Annotated in this window: 16 protein-coding genes and 1 tRNA gene; 12 read left to right on the forward strand and 5 right to left on the reverse strand. The window is 43.1% G+C overall.

Annotated elements, in window-relative coordinates; genetic code table 11:
* The first annotated feature begins 55 nt into the window (after positions 1-55).
* From BUB19_RS03265 to rsmG, 3 genes are read left to right on the forward strand one after another with little or no spacing between them, the layout of a single operon-like run.
* Entirely contained in the window at positions 56-1183 is a 1128-nt protein-coding gene (locus tag BUB19_RS03265) for a glycosyltransferase (protein WP_073091935.1), read from the forward strand.
* Entirely contained in the window at positions 1174-1785 is a 612-nt protein-coding gene (locus BUB19_RS03270; protein WP_073091939.1) for an RNA polymerase sigma factor, read from the forward strand. The genes BUB19_RS03265 and BUB19_RS03270 overlap by 10 nt, the downstream gene beginning before the upstream one ends.
* A 3-nt stretch (positions 1786-1788) precedes the next feature.
* Positions 1789-2436: a 16S rRNA (guanine(527)-N(7))-methyltransferase RsmG gene (gene rsmG, locus BUB19_RS03275; protein ID WP_073091943.1), complete on the forward strand. Its 648-nt coding sequence runs from the start codon at positions 1789-1791 to the stop codon at positions 2434-2436.
* A 98-nt stretch (positions 2437-2534) separates the two neighbouring features.
* Here rsmG and BUB19_RS03280 read toward each other — a convergent pair whose 3' ends face one another.
* Genes BUB19_RS03280 through era form a run of 3 tightly spaced genes read right to left on the reverse strand, consistent with a single transcriptional unit; the run spans position 2535 to position 5293 of the window.
* The gene (locus BUB19_RS03280; RefSeq protein WP_073091946.1) at positions 2535-3071 is read right to left on the reverse strand and encodes a lipocalin-like domain-containing protein; all 537 of its coding nucleotides are present in this window, start codon (positions 3069-3071) and stop codon (positions 2535-2537) included.
* Positions 3072-3077: 6 nt separating this feature from the next.
* Positions 3078-4391, reverse strand: coding sequence for a ribosome biogenesis GTPase Der (der, locus tag BUB19_RS03285; RefSeq protein WP_073091949.1), 1314 nt, complete (start codon positions 4389-4391; stop codon positions 3078-3080).
* Between the two features lie 11 nt (positions 4392-4402).
* Positions 4403-5293 carry a GTPase Era gene (gene era / locus BUB19_RS03290; protein WP_073091952.1) on the reverse strand — a complete coding sequence of 297 codons (891 nt, stop codon included), beginning with the start codon at positions 5291-5293 and terminating at the stop codon, positions 4403-4405.
* 141 nt (positions 5294-5434) lie between these two features.
* Between era and BUB19_RS03295 the strand changes: the two genes are divergently transcribed.
* A tRNA-Met gene (locus BUB19_RS03295) sits at positions 5435-5507 on the forward strand.
* Positions 5508-5556: 49 nt separating this feature from the next.
* Entirely contained in the window at positions 5557-5787 is a 231-nt protein-coding gene (locus BUB19_RS03300) for a GIY-YIG nuclease family protein (protein ID WP_073091955.1), read from the forward strand.
* 166 nt (positions 5788-5953) lie between these two features.
* Here the strand turns inward: BUB19_RS03300 and BUB19_RS03305 are convergent, their stop codons facing one another.
* Complete coding sequence (locus BUB19_RS03305) at positions 5954-7249, reverse strand: nucleoside hydrolase-like domain-containing protein (protein ID WP_073091958.1); 1296 nt, start codon at positions 7247-7249, stop codon at positions 5954-5956.
* Between the two features lie 284 nt (positions 7250-7533).
* The gene (locus BUB19_RS03310) at positions 7534-8184 is read right to left on the reverse strand and encodes a hypothetical protein (RefSeq protein WP_073093137.1); all 651 of its coding nucleotides are present in this window, start codon (positions 8182-8184) and stop codon (positions 7534-7536) included.
* 523 nt (positions 8185-8707) lie between these two features.
* Between BUB19_RS03310 and BUB19_RS03315 the strand changes: the two genes are divergently transcribed.
* The 7 genes from BUB19_RS03315 (at position 8708) to BUB19_RS03345 (ending at position 14913) form a co-directional block, all read left to right on the forward strand.
* Positions 8708-10489 (forward strand): tetratricopeptide repeat protein, encoded by a 1782-nt coding sequence (locus BUB19_RS03315; protein ID WP_073091961.1) that lies wholly within the window; start codon positions 8708-8710, stop codon positions 10487-10489.
* Positions 10490-10495: 6 nt separating this feature from the next.
* Entirely contained in the window at positions 10496-11029 is a 534-nt protein-coding gene (locus BUB19_RS03320; RefSeq protein ID WP_073091965.1) for an MFS transporter, read from the forward strand.
* A 97-nt stretch (positions 11030-11126) separates the two neighbouring features.
* The gene (locus BUB19_RS03325) at positions 11127-11747 is read left to right on the forward strand and encodes a CatB-related O-acetyltransferase (RefSeq protein WP_073091970.1); all 621 of its coding nucleotides are present in this window, start codon (positions 11127-11129) and stop codon (positions 11745-11747) included.
* A 204-nt stretch (positions 11748-11951) separates the two neighbouring features.
* The gene (locus tag BUB19_RS03330) at positions 11952-12938 is read left to right on the forward strand and encodes an AraC family transcriptional regulator (RefSeq protein ID WP_073091976.1); all 987 of its coding nucleotides are present in this window, start codon (positions 11952-11954) and stop codon (positions 12936-12938) included.
* Between the two features lie 103 nt (positions 12939-13041).
* Positions 13042-13554, forward strand: coding sequence for an anthrone oxygenase family protein (locus BUB19_RS03335; RefSeq protein WP_073091981.1), 513 nt, complete (start codon positions 13042-13044; stop codon positions 13552-13554).
* Between the two features lie 81 nt (positions 13555-13635).
* Complete coding sequence (locus BUB19_RS03340; RefSeq protein ID WP_073091984.1) at positions 13636-14478, forward strand: NmrA family NAD(P)-binding protein; 843 nt, start codon at positions 13636-13638, stop codon at positions 14476-14478.
* A gap of 9 nt (positions 14479-14487) precedes the next feature.
* The gene (locus BUB19_RS03345; RefSeq protein ID WP_073091987.1) at positions 14488-14913 is read left to right on the forward strand and encodes a DUF5367 family protein; all 426 of its coding nucleotides are present in this window, start codon (positions 14488-14490) and stop codon (positions 14911-14913) included.
* Positions 14914-14980: the final 67 nt, after the last annotated feature.

Raw genomic sequence — 14980 nt, forward strand, 5'->3', positions numbered from 1 at the left:
ACAAAAGAAAGGGGATTTTTGATTTTATCTTAAGCAGGCAACTACACAAGTAAGGATGGAAAACGTCATTTGGGGCTTATTTTTTCTGGCCTCTGTCATACAGTTTGCGTATTTGTTGATTGTATTCGGCAGATTTGCTTTTTTCTACCGAAACCTACCGGAAGAAGTTGCGCTTGTGGACCCGGAGGGCGTCTCGATCGTCGTTGCCGCTAAAAATGAGGCCGCGCATCTAAAAGACCTCATCCCTATGCTGATGCAGCAACAGTATCCGAAGTTTGAAGTTGTATTAGTGAATGACCGTTCGGACGATGAATCGGACGCCTTACTGCGCAGCTTCTCACTGCAGTACTCCAACTTCAGGACTGTAAATATTCGTTATACGCCCGCTCATCTCAGCCCTAAGAAGTACGCGCTGACGCTGGGAATAAAGGTTTCCGAACATCCCATCGTACTGCTGACGGATGCCGATTGCCGGCCGGTTTCTCCACAGTGGATCAGGCGAATGTCTGCTCCAATCCGCAACGACGGAAAGATATTTGCTCTGGGGCATGGCTCATACCTGGCACTTCCCGGACTATTAAACCGCATCATCCAATTTGAAACCCTGCTTACAGCCCTCTATTATTTTTCTTTTGGGTATTGGAAATCTCCCTTTATGGGGGTAGGCAGAAACTTGTGTTACCGCAAGGATTTTTTTATGGAGAAAAAAGCTTTCAAAGCGCTCTGGCACATCGAAGGTGGAGATGATGACTTGTTCGTAAACCAACACGCGACGGCTGCAAACGCAGCGGTCGTAGTCCATCCGGAAAGCATCACTATTTCGGAGCCCAAAACCAGTTTCAGGGATTATTTTACACAAAAAAAACGCCACTTTCATGCGGGTAAATATTACCGCTACAGGGATAAACTAAAAATCGGTCTGTATTCGTTGAGTCATTTGGTGTTCTGGCTGGCTGCAATAGGGATTGTATTAACCGCCGGGTCCGGGGAACCAATTGCCCTGGTAATGGGGTTTGTGTTTTCCAGGGCCACGATTCAATATTTCATTATACATGAAGCAAAGAAAAAACTGGAAGGCAAAGGAAAAATGGTTTGGACCATGTTTTTCGATGTAATGTATATGGTTTATTTTTGGGTTCTGGGTACGCTGGGTTACCTGTCAAAAACAGTTAGATGGAAATAAACGAAAGAGGTTTTTCGGATAAGGCATTGGAGGATTTCGAATTGATCGATAAAGCGGTCAAAGAGAAGGACCAGCAGGCTTATGCTTCGCTGATGAAACGCTACAAGAAAGCCGTCTATTTTATGATTTTGAAAATGATCAGGGATGCGGATGATGCCGAAGACCTGACTATGGAGGCCTTTGCCAAGGCATTTCGAAATCTCCATAAATTTAAGAAAGATTATACCTTCTCTACCTGGCTTTTTCGCATTGCCACCAACAATACCATCGACTTCATCCGGAAAAAGAAACTCAAGACCATGAGTCTCAACAACACCATGACCGATGACGGGGGTAATACCGTCAATATCGATATTGAAGATGATGACAACAACCCCCAGGACGAATTCATCAAGACCCAAAGAAAGGAGATGGTCCGCATTTTTGTTGCAAAACTCCCGGCCAAGTACCGCAAATTGGTCAAATTGAGGTACTTTGATGAGTTGTCTTATGATGAAATTGCCGAGGAACTGGGCAAGCCGCTCGGTACCGTCAAAGCCCAGCTTCACAGGTCCAGGGAATTGCTATTCGAAATCGCCCAGGGCAAAAACAAACACATTTGATCCATGCATCCAGATCATTCCCTCATTCAGAAATATTTTCCAAACCATACAACGCAGCAGATTCACCAGTTGGAGCAGTTGGGTGCACTTTATCAGGAATGGAACAGCAAAATCAATGTGATCAGCAGGAAGGATATGGACAGCTTTTATACCCATCACGTCCTGCACTCATTGGGTATTGCAAAGGTGATCCAGTTTCCTGCCGGCAGTAAAATACTGGATATTGGCACAGGTGGTGGCTTCCCCGGCATCCCGCTGGCTATCTTGTTCCCGGAAGCTCAATTCCACCTGGTGGATTCCATTGGGAAGAAAATCACGGTAGTAAAAGACGTGGTTCGGAAACTAGGTTTGAAAAATGTAGAAGCCCAACAGGAAAGGGCGGAAAACCTTAACCGAAAGTACCACTTTATCATCAGCAGGGCGGTGACCCAAATGGAAAAATTTCTTCCCTGGGTGAAAGGCAAATTCAGAAAAGAGGACCTGCATGAGGATTTTCAGAATGGCATTTTCTACCTAAAGGGTGGCGAAGTGGATGAGGAACTGGAAGCCTTACATCTCAGCTATGTACCTTATTTTCTGGACGATTACTTTTCAGAAGATTTTTTTGAAACCAAAAAAGTCATCTACCTGCCATACGAAGGCAAAAGATAGGCCCGGTTTAGTCCGAGCACGTGCAAAACAGACCCGTTTGACAGCAAATCCGGGAAGGAAATGATAAGAACAGCCTTTCTATAGCAGAATACACAAGCCTATTGCCTCAGCAAAACAAATTCTACTGTGGCTTCACCTGGTGTCACCCCTTCCATGTCAAACTCTGTAAAATCCCCTACATCCGGCATACCGGTGACCTTCAAGCGGTTTTCTGTGAATTCTAAAATTTCCAGCTCAAATCGATCCTCATCGCTGTCCACCATGACCAACTGATCCTCGTTGATTTCCCAGGTACCGGCAAATGTATCGGTGCCCTGAACTGGAAACCTTTGCTCAGCAAAAGGTATCCCTCCCACACTGGCTTCTACGAAGAATACGAAATTACCTGCTGCCACCACCGTGTTGGGGTCTTCCCCAAAGACCACGGTCATGTTGTAGTCTTCACCGGTCCCGGTAAGGGAAACAGGAATCGCGTTTTGGGTCCCCGGAATTACAGCAGTACCGGAGGCTTGTACATTGGCTGATTCCAGTGTCCAGGTACCCCCGGAAAGTTGGGGCGCGGCAGGTTCATCCTCAACGGTGCAGGAAGTTGATAGAATAATCAGGACAAGGACAATATGCAATAAATGCTTCATGGTCGGTTATTTTTTCTTGTAAGTAATTTTTATGGGTACTCCTTCAAAATCAAAGTTTTCCCGCAACCGGTTTTCCAGAAAACGGGTATATGGGGATTTTATGTATTGAGGCAAGTTACAAAAAAAGGCAAAGACCGGATTTTTTGTCGGTAGTTGAGTAATGTATTTGATTTTGATATATTTTCCCTTATTTGCCGGCGGCGGATATTTCTCTATTTCCGGCAGTATGAATTCGTTCAGTTTAGAAGTAGGCACTTTCCTGTGTTTGTTGTCATAGACTTTCATGGCCAGTTCCATGGCCTGATAAATTCGTTGCCTGGTCAGTGCAGAAATAAAAATAATCGGAATCCACTTATTTTCACCTAACTTTTGGCTCATGTCTTCTTTGAAGGTAAGCATGGTCTTGTGATCCTTTTCGATCAAATCCCATTTATTCACCATGATCATGATCCCTTTGTTGTTTTTGATGGCCAGTGAAATCAGGTTTACATCCTGCGATTCCAGTCCGCGTGTAGCATCTACCATCACGATCACCACATCTGAATCTTCAAGCGTTCGCAGGGAGCGCATGACCGCGTAAAACTCAATATCCTCTTTTACCTTGGCTTTTTTGCGTATGCCAGCGGTGTCGGTGAGGATATAATCCTTGCCATACAATTGATATCTGGTGTGGACAGCATCCCTGGTAGTGCCGGCTTCATCGGTCACGATAGACCGTTCTTTTCCAATAAGCGCATTGAGAAATGAAGATTTTCCCACATTGGGCCGGCCCAGAATAGCAATCTTTGGTACGCCTTCGTCCGGATCCTCTTCGCCCTCATCTGGAAATTTTTTGATCAGCTCATCCAGCAGGTCGCCTATACCGCTTCCACTGGAAGAAGAAATGGGAAAGATGGTATCTTCACCCAGTCCCAATGCGTAAAATTCATTGGCCATCAGCATCTTGTCCAGATTGTCTGCCTTATTGGCTACCATAAATACCGGCTTTTCCGTACTTCGGAGTTCTTTGGCAAATTCTGTATCCAGGTCTGTCAGCCCGTCAATACAATCTACCACAAACAGGATCACGGATGCTTCATCTATAGCCAGTCTGACCTGTTTCCTGATTTCTTTCTCGTAAAGATCATCTGATCCGGTGACATACCCTCCGGTATCGATGACCGAAAAAAATTTACCACCCCACTGCGCGTGTCCGTAATGTCTATCCCGCGTCACACCGCTGAGATTGTCTTCAATGGCTTTACGCTCCTCAATAAGTCGGTTAAAGAGTGTGGATTTGCCCACGTTAGGTCTCCCTACAATCGCTACTATATTGGCCATAATGTCCTCTCTTATTGGTCGTAACCAAATTTTTTCAACTTGTTTTTATTTTTTCTCCAGTTCTCCTCCACCTTGACGAAGGTTTCCAAAAATACTTTCTTTCCAAAAAAATTCTCCATTTCAATCCGCGCCTCAGTACCCACCTTTTTAAGTGCCTTACCTTTATCTCCAATGATAATGCCTTTCTGGCTTTGTCGCTCCACAAAAATAAGTGCACGCATGCGAATCAGCTTGTCAGTTTCCTCAAAATCCTCAATTTTCACTTCCGTACTGTAGGGAATTTCCTTTTTGTATTGGGTAAAAATCTTTTCCCGGATGATCTCTGCAGCAAAAAACCGCTCGGGCCGGTCACTCAGTTCCTCCTTATCATAAAACGGTGGGTGTTCCGGAAGCCTGTCCAGGATCTCCTGCATGATTTTTTGCAAATTAAATTGCTCCAGAGCGGAGACAGGAATAACCTCCGCTGCTTTGATCCTCTGGGACCAATATTCGGTAACCTGCTGCAGCTTTTCCTCCTTATTGAGATCTATTTTATTGATTATCAATAATACAGGAACACCCGAATCATTTACCTTATCAATTATCTCCTGAATGTCCTCATCGGTATCAAACAAGTCTGTTACAAAAAGGATGACATCTGCATCTTCCAGCGATAAGTTGACGAAACCCATCATGCTTTTGTGCAGTTCATATTTGGGTTTCAGCATGCCTGGAGTATCGGAAAAAACGATCTGATATTCCTCTTCGTTCATGATACCAAGGATCCGGTGACGGGTAGTCTGTGCTTTAGAAGAAATGATAGACAACTTTTCACCCATTAAGGCATTCATCAGGGTAGACTTGCCCACATTGGGTTTTCCTATGATATTGACAAAGCCTGCCTTGTGTTTACTTTCGGACATGGTTTCATTTTTTTTTACAAAGGTACTTGATTTTTGAGAATATGTCCTTACCTTTGTACCACAATAAAGGAAAGGGCAACAAAAAACGTTTGCAGCCGTATAAAATACCGAAAAGCGATTATAAACATTTTAAAAATATATCGCGGGATGGAGCAGTTGGTAGCTCGTTGGGCTCATAACCCAAAGGTCACAGGTTCGAGTCCTGTTCCCGCTACTTGTAAGGGCACTGGTTACAGTGCCCTTTTTTTGTTATTTTTAATCCCATGTTTACTGTGTATGTTCTTTACAGTGAAAAATTCAATAAAATCTATATCGGGTTTACTTCTGATCTGGAAAAACGCCTGATATCACATAATGAGCTGGGTAAAAAGGGGTGGACAATTAAATTTCGGCCATGGAATGTTATACATACTGAGAAATTTGAATCCAAAAAAGAAGCCATGGATAGAGAAAAATACCTTAAAACAGGAATACTTCTGCATAAACTATTCTAAACTGTATTTTTTTCCAGTTGAACGATTTCACTTTCCCCAGTAATTTTAATAAACAGGGCTCCGCCCTTTCGCAAACAAATAACTGAAAAATTTGGTCCCTGGCTTTAGTAAGCCAATTTCATCATTGAGGTATAGCATTAATGGGTCGATTTTGAGGTAGCTGCAATTACTTTTCGAGCCATTTCCACCGCGCTGCCCAGTCCATCAAGAACTCCTTTCTGTATTTTGAGATGGTTTTTGCTCCTTGCTGATCCCCGATATAAAGTGCTGGATTTTGCCGGTCACTGTACCAGTTAGAACCTAGTTGAAAATCATCTGAAGTGGCTTTACCCGGCCAGGGCACTATACTGACGTATGCTCCTTCCAGTCCATCCAATTCAGCGATGTCACTAGTGGTTTTATACCTTCCGGTTTCAGGTTTTTTAGAGGAGTATTTAACTCCATAAGTTCCTTTTCCAAGATAATATCCTGGCCATGTTTGATTTTGAATTTCTATTTCGAACACTACAGCATCCTCTGGAACAGCTATATCTGGTCCTTCAAATCTCCACTCAATAATGGCATAAGCCGCCACGGTATCTTCGACTGTACTTCCACCCATGAAAACATTTCTGGAACTACGATCGATCTTTTCAAAACTTCCTCCCCAGCTTTCTCCACTAGGGTCATCAGGTTCTCCATTCATAAGGTAAACCAGGGAAGGAGTATCGCCCATTTTGAGGTTGCCTTCATAATAGTTGATGAAATCCTTCCCCAATGCTCCCCGTCCCTGAATGTAATTTTCATAATAAGCATCTCCTTTCAAATCGCCAGGAGAATCGTTATCCATAAACCATCCCCTGTACGTTGAATTTGCCTCAATCATCCAGAGATCCGGGTGATGTTCTGCGATATAAGAATAGGCATTGATACTCCATTTTTTGTTTGGACCTCCGATCCAGTACACTTTGATATTTTCTTTGATTTCAGGAGCATCATGAAGTGCTTGGGCCAGGTCCTCAATCCCTCCCCAAACCAAAACCCAAAGAGGTTGGTCTTTTACCCTCCTGGCACAGTTTATAATCCATTCTGATCCTTCGGTCGGGTCAGAATATCCTTTAAAAGGTGCCGCATCTTTTTGCCCTTGCCTGGTTATTTCTCTCAGAGATTTTGGAGTCGGAAGTGCCGGAGCATGGGATTGGAGTTGGCTGTAATCCTTTTCATATACATCAATCATGTCCTGAAAATCCTTTGTAGTACCTTCTCCATAAGGTGATGAAACCAAGCCTTCCAACTGAAACCGATCTGCGTACATCAACAAGTGAATCATGGACTGAAAGTCATCCGGATCAGTTCCGCCTATGTCTGAACTGATTAGTACCCTGGGTCGGGCAGATTCTTTCAGTTGTTCATTGCAGCTCATAAGTCCGGCAAAAAAGAATAACCCGGCCAAAGCTGATCGTATGGTCTTCTGGAAGTTCATCCTATTTAATTTCTATCCTGGATTTAACCAACACCTTTCAATCATTTTTGATTGGGCGTAAATATATTCTAGCAATTAGACTATAACCACCTAAATTTCCTAAATAATCTATCGGATTCCGAGATGAATTACCGTTTTGATGAAAAGAGAAGTGCTTTTAAGCCCTATGGTTTTTCCGGGCTTCCAATTGAGAAACCCAGGCCTCATCCTTACAAACTGCTGCCAGGAGCACCGGAGTTGTAACTACCGGAGCACCATGGCAGCCATTAGAATGGCCCCATCCTTTAGAAATTCACCCCGATATAGAGATTGGGTTCAAAGAGGAAGTAGTTCTTCCATTCATTATCCAAGGCCTTAAATTCATCCGGCGTATTGGTATCAAAAAGCCAAACCTGAGAATGCACCTGTGGCTCAACGAAAAACCGCTTTTTCTTTCCAAATGCCAAATGGTAACCCAAATGGAGAGAATTGTATAGTTTAAAACCATTTCCTAATTTATTGTTATCCTCATCCAAATAGGTTTTAAACTGAGGTAATACTTCAACGGTGGCAAACAGGCCCTTCCAAAACATGCGTTGATAGCTTATTCCAATCCCGGTTTCCCGCATGTGGCCGGGATAGAACTCAGTTCCGGAATCTACTTTATCCAGGAGTCCGTCCCACCAAAGAATACCCATAGGTTGGAATAAGCGCCAGGTAGCAAACTTCAATCCAACGATATTCTTGCTATCCAGATTTCGCTTAACATGGATTTCGATATGCTGCGTATTCGTCCGGTCATCCCAGGATTTGGTAAAAAACTGGGGAACGGTGATCCCGGGAAAACTAACTCTGTATTTATAGTCTACTCCGTTATTTTCACCTGCTTGAAGGTTGCTTTGTGAAAATGCACTTACTGTCACAATTGTCAGAAAGAATGTTAATAAGGTTTTCATTTTTAGCGTGTTTAAATAGGACATGTGTTTGTTTCAAATTGATGGGACAAATGTGGCCTTTCCGGAAGGATCAGTCGTCCAGAAATGTAATGGCGGACGTTTTGGTGAAATTCGGGACTTTTGGAAAAGAGATGGCAAAAAAGAAATATCATCTTTTCCTGCTTCAGATTACATTTATGGTATGTAACAACCGGATGCCGGCCCACATTCTGTAAATGAAGGCAAAGCATAAGGTGGGAAACCCTCCTATCGGTGAACCGCAAACCGGATAAACTATAAGTACGGGGGCAGTTGCAGCCCCCACTACTACCACATGAAAATAAGAAAGAAATTGATGCTCAAATTAGCTTTACCGATAAGCCAAATCGGATTCGGTCGGAAAACCAGATCGGCCGCTGCAAGAAAAATAAAAAATACGCTTCTCCTTATTTTAAGCAATTTCTTTTGGCAAAAATTTCAGGAGGTTTTAACTTTAGGAGTATGGTAGTCCAGGGAACCAATTCCTGGTATCGTTAACTAATAGATGAATCAACGTTCAATCGCAGTACTTCCCTTTGATAATCTCAGCTCAGACCCCGAAAACGAGTATTTTTCAGATGGGATGGCCGAGGAGATTATCAATGCACTGAGCAAAATCCAGGGGCTGAAAGTGATCGCCCGCACTTCTTCCTTTGTATTTAAGAATCAAAAACCAGACATCCGGATCATCGGAAATAAACTGGGAGTATCCTCAGTCATTGAAGGGAGCATCCGAAAAGCCGGAAGCCGGGTGCGGATTGCGGTACAGCTCATCCGAACAGACAACGGGTTTTACATTTGGTCAGAGACCTTTGACCGCACTTTGGAGGATATTTTTGATTTGCAGGACGAAATCAGCCTTTTGGTAGCAGATCGCATTCGGGAAAATTTTGGTCACATGGAAATCGATGATCGCCTGGTTTCCACCAAAACAGATAGTCCAGAAGCATACGATCTTTTCCTGAGAGCAATTCATCACTTCAAACGGAAAGACCTGGCCGATGTCAAAGAGGCCTTGGTTTTATTTACAAAAGCCACTCAATTAGACCCCAATTTTACAGAAGCATTTGCCTACATCGGCGAGACCTACCTTCATCATGCGGGCTTTAACCTGATTTCTGCCAAAGAGGGGTTTAAGAAATCAAGAGAATATGCCCAAAAAGCGCTGGCTATCAACTCAAGAGACATGCGGGCCCACAAGGTCATGGCTTACGTACACCTGTTTCATGACTGGAATTGGGAAGCAGCCATCCAGTCCTACAATCAGGCAGTTATTGCAGGGTTGAATAATGAGATCGACTTCATCACCAACTATTATATTTTCATCCAGAAGGATTACGACCTGGCCATCGCCATCGCCAGGGAAAATGTATCCAGGGATCCCCTCCACATCATCAGCTATTGGTGGCTGGGTCTTTGCAATTATCTCTCAGGTCGTTTTGAAGATGCCCTTCCTGCTTTTGAAGAGAGCCTACGAATAGACCCCAACTTCAGCGAGGCCCTTCGCTGGAAAGGGTTGGTGTTGGGCTATTTGGGGAAATTTAAAGAAGCCTTTCAGGCCCTTGATCGGGCGAGCGAGTTAACGAACGGTGAGGGCCTGGTCAAGCTGGACCAGATGACTGTAAAAGTGCTCAGCGGCGAAACCGAAGGGGTGCTTGAGGAACTGAAAAATAGTCACTACATCGATCCATGTGATCCGGCCGCCTTGTACAGCCTGATGAACCGACCTGATGAGGCTATTCATTTCCTTCAGAAAGGTCTGGAAGAAAAATCAAGCATGATGGTCAGCCTGAAATATTGGTGGGTTTGGGATAATATACGGGAGGACAAGCGATTTCAGGAAATCTATCGTCAAATGAATTTTCAGGACCATAAGGCCCATCGACAGCATCCCTCCAACCAACAATTGGTCATTGCCCAAACCAGCCAAATGGCAGCCGAAGAATCTGAACTTTTCCTTCAAGCATTGCGGGAAAAAATGGCGCTGGAGGAGGTAGTGACCGACACCAATCTTACCTTAAGGTCGCTGGCAGCGCAGATCGACATGCATCCTAATAAGCTTTCCTGGCTCATCAACATGAAACTGGGGCAAAACTTCAACGACTATGTCAATTCCCATCGCCTGGCGATTTTCCAACGAAAGGTGACTGACAAGGCCAATGCACACATCACCTTATTGGGGATGGCATACGATAGTGGATTTACATCCAAATCGGTATTTAATGAATTTTTCAAAAAATCCACCGGCCTTACCCCCAAAGCATGGGTCAAGGCCCACCGTAACTGATTTTTCATGACTTTTAATGCTGCCTTTCTCACCAATAACCTTGGATTGGCTGACAGCCAACTCCCCTTTGTGTACACGGCTGTTGGAGTCACTAGCCTTGTAGCTGCCCCAGTTTTTGGAAAGTTGGCCGATCGGTTCGGTAAATGGACTGTATTTGCTATTGGGACCCTGCTTTCCATAGCTACCGTAGTGGTGTACACGGCTGGAGCGATTCAGCGCTTCGAATCGATTATTTTTGTACATGTGTGCTTGTTTTTTGGGGTAAATGCACGAATGGTTTCTGCAACAGCCTTGGCTACCGCTGTTCCGAAAAAGTCTCATCGAGGTGCCTTCCTAGCCATTGATACTTCTATTCAGCAGTTGGCGGGAGGCATAGCTGCGGCAATTGCCGGATGGGTTATTTTTCAGGGGGTGGACGGCATTCTGCTAAACTATCCTCAGATCGGCTGGCTGATGGCTATCTTGATGCTATTATCGGCAGGTTTGGTCTATTTGGTCAGCAATCAGGTGAAAGCCAATCCCGAATCAGAATCAAATTAATCTGGAAAAGTTAGACAGTAATAAGTCCTAAATCATAAACCTGGACGATTGGCTATACTTTTTCCTCCACCTTTGAATCAACCAAAAAAATCAGACGATGACAGGACCTGATAAAAACCAAGCTTTTCCTCTGGCAGGTCATGACCGACTTTGCTTTCTGAAAAATGTGATCAAAAATCCTCAAATCCAGGTGGGTGACTACACCTATTACGACGACTTTGAGGATGTTCGAAATTTTGAGAAAAATATCAAATACCTCTTCGATTTCGTAGGGGACCGATTGATCATCGGGAAGTTTTGCATGATCGCATCAGATGTGACTTTCATCATGAACGGAGCCAATCACCTTTCCAAATCCATCTCCGCCTACCCTTTTGCCATTTTTGGCCTGGGATGGGAAAAAGCCATGGAAGGGAAACGGTATCCTTACAAAGGCGATACTGTCATCGGAAATGATGTCTGGATCGGCTACGGTGCAACCATCATGCCCGGGGTCCAAATCGGAGATGGTGCCATCATAGCCAGCAAGTCGGTGGTTACCAATAATGTGGCCCCCTACACGGTCGTGGGAGGCAATCCCGCCCGGGAAATCAAAAAGCGCTTTTCTGATAAAGAAATTGAGAAGCTTTTACACCTAAAATGGTGGGATTGGCCCATTGAGCGAATCACCCGGAATGTTCAAAATCTTACCGGAGATCAAATCATGGAACTCATATGATTTTGAAAATCAAATGTAATTTTCCTTGATTTCCATAAAATCAGTCTGAATAAACCCACTCCCTGGAGATAAAGCTGTTTGTTGATGAATTTTCTATTCCGCCCATATCGGAAAGTGAGTTTGTTTCTTTGAGACTTTGTTGATGTTTTACTTTTCGGTAATTTCAATAAAGTCTTATTATTTTTCTACTGATTAAATGGTCCATTGAAATATATCTCAATTAGTCTTTATCGAAAATTGGTTGTTTGTGCTCTTGCAGAGGGAATTAGCGAGCAGGTGTTGAGGCAATTCCCTACTGCTCATGATGCGCTAGATGGAATCCAGGCAGTCCCAGCTGATCATTTTTTTGAACTCCATGAAATTCTTGAAAGAAATTTAGAGCCAGGATTCTCAATTCGTGTTGGCCAACAAATGAAAATAGACGATTATGGGGTTCTAGGCCTTTCCTGGCGAACTTGTTCTCGTGCAGGGGAAATTTTTGAAAGGAGCGAACGCTATTTCAAATTACTTTCAAACACTTACGACTTTAATGTCAAAAAGAAGGATGATATTTCAGAAATTCAACTCCTTAGGGAACCCCACCGAAGAGGACTCGAACTATCCAATGAAGCCACGCTTTCAGCCACTGTAGTTGTTCTCAAGGCAACTACAGAAACAGATATTTCTCCAATCAAAGTGACATTCAAACATGGCCCACCTAAGGACCTAAAAAGTCATCGGGAAGCATTTAATTGTCCTATCTTGTTTAATCATTCCAATTATTCGATTTCCTATCGGACCTTGGACTTGGAAGCTCAGACGGCCAAAGCTGACTATAGTATCAATAGATTTTTACTTGATCGAGTGGAAGAGGAGACTAAAGGTATGGTCATTTCTTCAAACAAGGTTGTGTTTGATGTCGGAAGCCTAATCAGGGATGCCTTGCCAAGTGGAATTCCGGGAATTATCCAGATAAGCAGTCATATGGGAATGAGTAGCCGCACCTTAACAAGGCGATTGAATGAGCAGGGAGCAACTTTTCGTGACATTATCCAAAAAACACAGGAGCATGTGGCCAAGGAACTCCTAATCAACTCAGATCAGAGCATTGCTGAAATAGCCTTTCTCTCTGGCTTTTCAGAGCAAAGTGCTTTCAGCCGGGCTTTTAAGCGATGGACTGGCTTGGCTCCAGTCGAATTCCGAAATAAATAACCATTCTAACTTTTGGCTTAAAATGTCATGATATTGGCAGAGAAAGACAAGTTTGGGTTTTCTACTATCCATAGGTTTGTAACATAATATAATTCATCAACTTATGGATATCTCGATCAAAACTTTTTCCTTAATCGGTTCTGTAATTCTCACAGGGCTTTCAGCAGGGCTCTTTTTAGCTTGGTCAGTATCAGTGATACCAGGTACCAAAAAGCTGGAGGATCTAACCTACTTAGCAACCATGCAGTCAATCAATAGGGCCATTTTAAACCCAGGATTTTTCTTGATCTTTTTTGGAAGCCTTATTCTCCTTTGTTTCTCCTTTTTTAGTGAATTCAATCACAACAAACTGACTTTCTGGCTTTTATTATTTGCTTGTACAAGCTATTTGATTGGAACGATTGGAGCAACAGGTATCGGTAACGTACCCTTAAACGATCAATTAGAGGCATTAAATCTTTCCAAAATAAGTCAAAATAAAATGTCGGTTTTCAGGAAATACTATGAAACCAACTGGAATCGACTTCATCAAATCAGGACAGTTTTTGCTCTGGTCTCATTTGTACTGGCACTCCTGGCCCTTTGCTACCAAAATTCAAAAATTACTTCTTTATAGTTAAATCTTAAAATCATCAAATCGAGCCCTTCTGAAGAAGTCAGAGGTTCAAGTTGTCAATTAAAATAATACAGAAACACCATGAAATACAACATTTTAGTAATCGGAGGGACAGGAAAAACCGGGCGTCGAGTAGCAGATAGGCTGGTTCAAATGGGCGAAAATGTAAAAATAGGTTCAAGAAGCGGAAACCCTGTCTTCAACTGGGAAGACCCTTCATCTTACGCTCCTGCGCTTAGAGGAATGGATCGAGCCTACATCGTCTATTATCCTGATTTAGCAGTCCCAGGAGCAAAAGATGCCATTTCAAAATTGCTTGAGGCAGCACTGAGTGAAGGACTTGATAAGGTAGTTTTACTTTCAGGAAAAGGAGAAAAAGAAGCAGAGGCTTGCGAAGAAATTGTTGCAAATTCTGGATTGAATTATAGTTTGGTACGCGCTTCTTGGTTCAATCAAAATTTCAGTGAAGGAGCCTTCCTTGACTTCGTCTTAGCAGGACATGTAGCACTTCCACTGGCTGACGCCCAAATACCCTTTGTGGACGCTGATGATATAGCCGATGTGGTTACAAAAGTTCTTTTAGATGATTCTTTCAATGGACAAACGCTTACTGTTACAGGGCCGCGAAAAATGACTTGGACCGAGGTTGCGGACGCATTAGCTGAAGGAATTGGTAAAAGTATTCAATATCAACCAATATCGATTGAAGAATTTAAATCCGGAATGAAGCAAGCTGGACTTCCTGACTCCTATGTCTGGTTGTTTGGCTATCTGTTTGACGAAGTATTGGGAAACCCTGAGAATCAGGACATATCTCATGATATTGAAAAAGTCCTGGGACGAAAGGCTATTGAATTTAAAGACTTTGTGTCAAAAACCAAGGAAACGGGAGTATGGAGTCAGTCTATTCCTCATTCTATTTAATTAAAGACCATGAGCAAAAAAGAACTAGTCTGGGCTATGGCTTCAGCCGGAGTTATTTGGCTGATCGGCGTATCTGCCTTTGTTTTATCCTACACCGTTCAGATCATGGAAAACCCAGATCATCAAGCTAATTGGGTATTATCATTGACATTAATCCCGGCAATTGCTTTCGGCACCAATTTCTTTTATGGAAAAAGGTTTAAAACTAATGGCTGGATACTCGGTGCTCTTATGTTTGGCTTAACATTCCTCCTTGATGCCATGATCACTGTACCGGTATTCATCATCCCGGCAGGAGGAAATCATTTTGATTTCTTCAGTAGCCCTATATTTTGGTTAATTGCCTTAGAGTACATCACTTTAAGTGCTCTGTTTTCCAGAATTTGGAAAAATAAGAACAGGTTCAAGGAAGGCTCGATAGTAAATCAATTATAGGAGTATATTAATAAAACGAGTCTGGAATAGGCTTTCTCTTTTCCATTTGGCCAGCATTCTACCTCCT

The sequence above is a fragment of the Cyclobacterium lianum genome, from assembly GCF_900143075.1.
In the GTDB taxonomy this organism is placed as follows: domain Bacteria; phylum Bacteroidota; class Bacteroidia; order Cytophagales; family Cyclobacteriaceae; genus Cyclobacterium; species Cyclobacterium lianum.

Coding starts and splice junctions, on each gene's coding strand:
- BUB19_RS03300 (WP_073091955.1), top strand. CDS start 5,557: ATGTTTACTGTGTATGTTCTTTACAGTGAAAAATTCAATAAAATCTAT.
- era (WP_073091952.1), bottom strand. CDS start 5,293: ATGTCCGAAAGTAAACACAAGGCAGGCTTTGTCAATATCATAGGAAAA.
- BUB19_RS03320 (WP_073091965.1), top strand. CDS start 10,496: ATGACTTTTAATGCTGCCTTTCTCACCAATAACCTTGGATTGGCTGAC.
- rsmG (WP_073091943.1), top strand. CDS start 1,789: ATGCATCCAGATCATTCCCTCATTCAGAAATATTTTCCAAACCATACA.
- BUB19_RS03305 (WP_073091958.1), bottom strand. CDS start 7,249: ATGAACTTCCAGAAGACCATACGATCAGCTTTGGCCGGGTTATTCTTT.
- BUB19_RS03345 (WP_073091987.1), top strand. CDS start 14,488: ATGAGCAAAAAAGAACTAGTCTGGGCTATGGCTTCAGCCGGAGTTATT.
- BUB19_RS03310 (WP_073093137.1), bottom strand. CDS start 8,184: ATGAAAACCTTATTAACATTCTTTCTGACAATTGTGACAGTAAGTGCA.
- der (WP_073091949.1), bottom strand. CDS start 4,391: ATGGCCAATATAGTAGCGATTGTAGGGAGACCTAACGTGGGCAAATCC.
- BUB19_RS03265 (WP_073091935.1), top strand. CDS start 56: ATGGAAAACGTCATTTGGGGCTTATTTTTTCTGGCCTCTGTCATACAG.
- BUB19_RS03315 (WP_073091961.1), top strand. CDS start 8,708: ATGAATCAACGTTCAATCGCAGTACTTCCCTTTGATAATCTCAGCTCA.
- BUB19_RS03335 (WP_073091981.1), top strand. CDS start 13,042: ATGGATATCTCGATCAAAACTTTTTCCTTAATCGGTTCTGTAATTCTC.
- BUB19_RS03280 (WP_073091946.1), bottom strand. CDS start 3,071: ATGAAGCATTTATTGCATATTGTCCTTGTCCTGATTATTCTATCAACT.
- BUB19_RS03270 (WP_073091939.1), top strand. CDS start 1,174: ATGGAAATAAACGAAAGAGGTTTTTCGGATAAGGCATTGGAGGATTTC.
- BUB19_RS03340 (WP_073091984.1), top strand. CDS start 13,636: ATGAAATACAACATTTTAGTAATCGGAGGGACAGGAAAAACCGGGCGT.
- BUB19_RS03325 (WP_073091970.1), top strand. CDS start 11,127: ATGACAGGACCTGATAAAAACCAAGCTTTTCCTCTGGCAGGTCATGAC.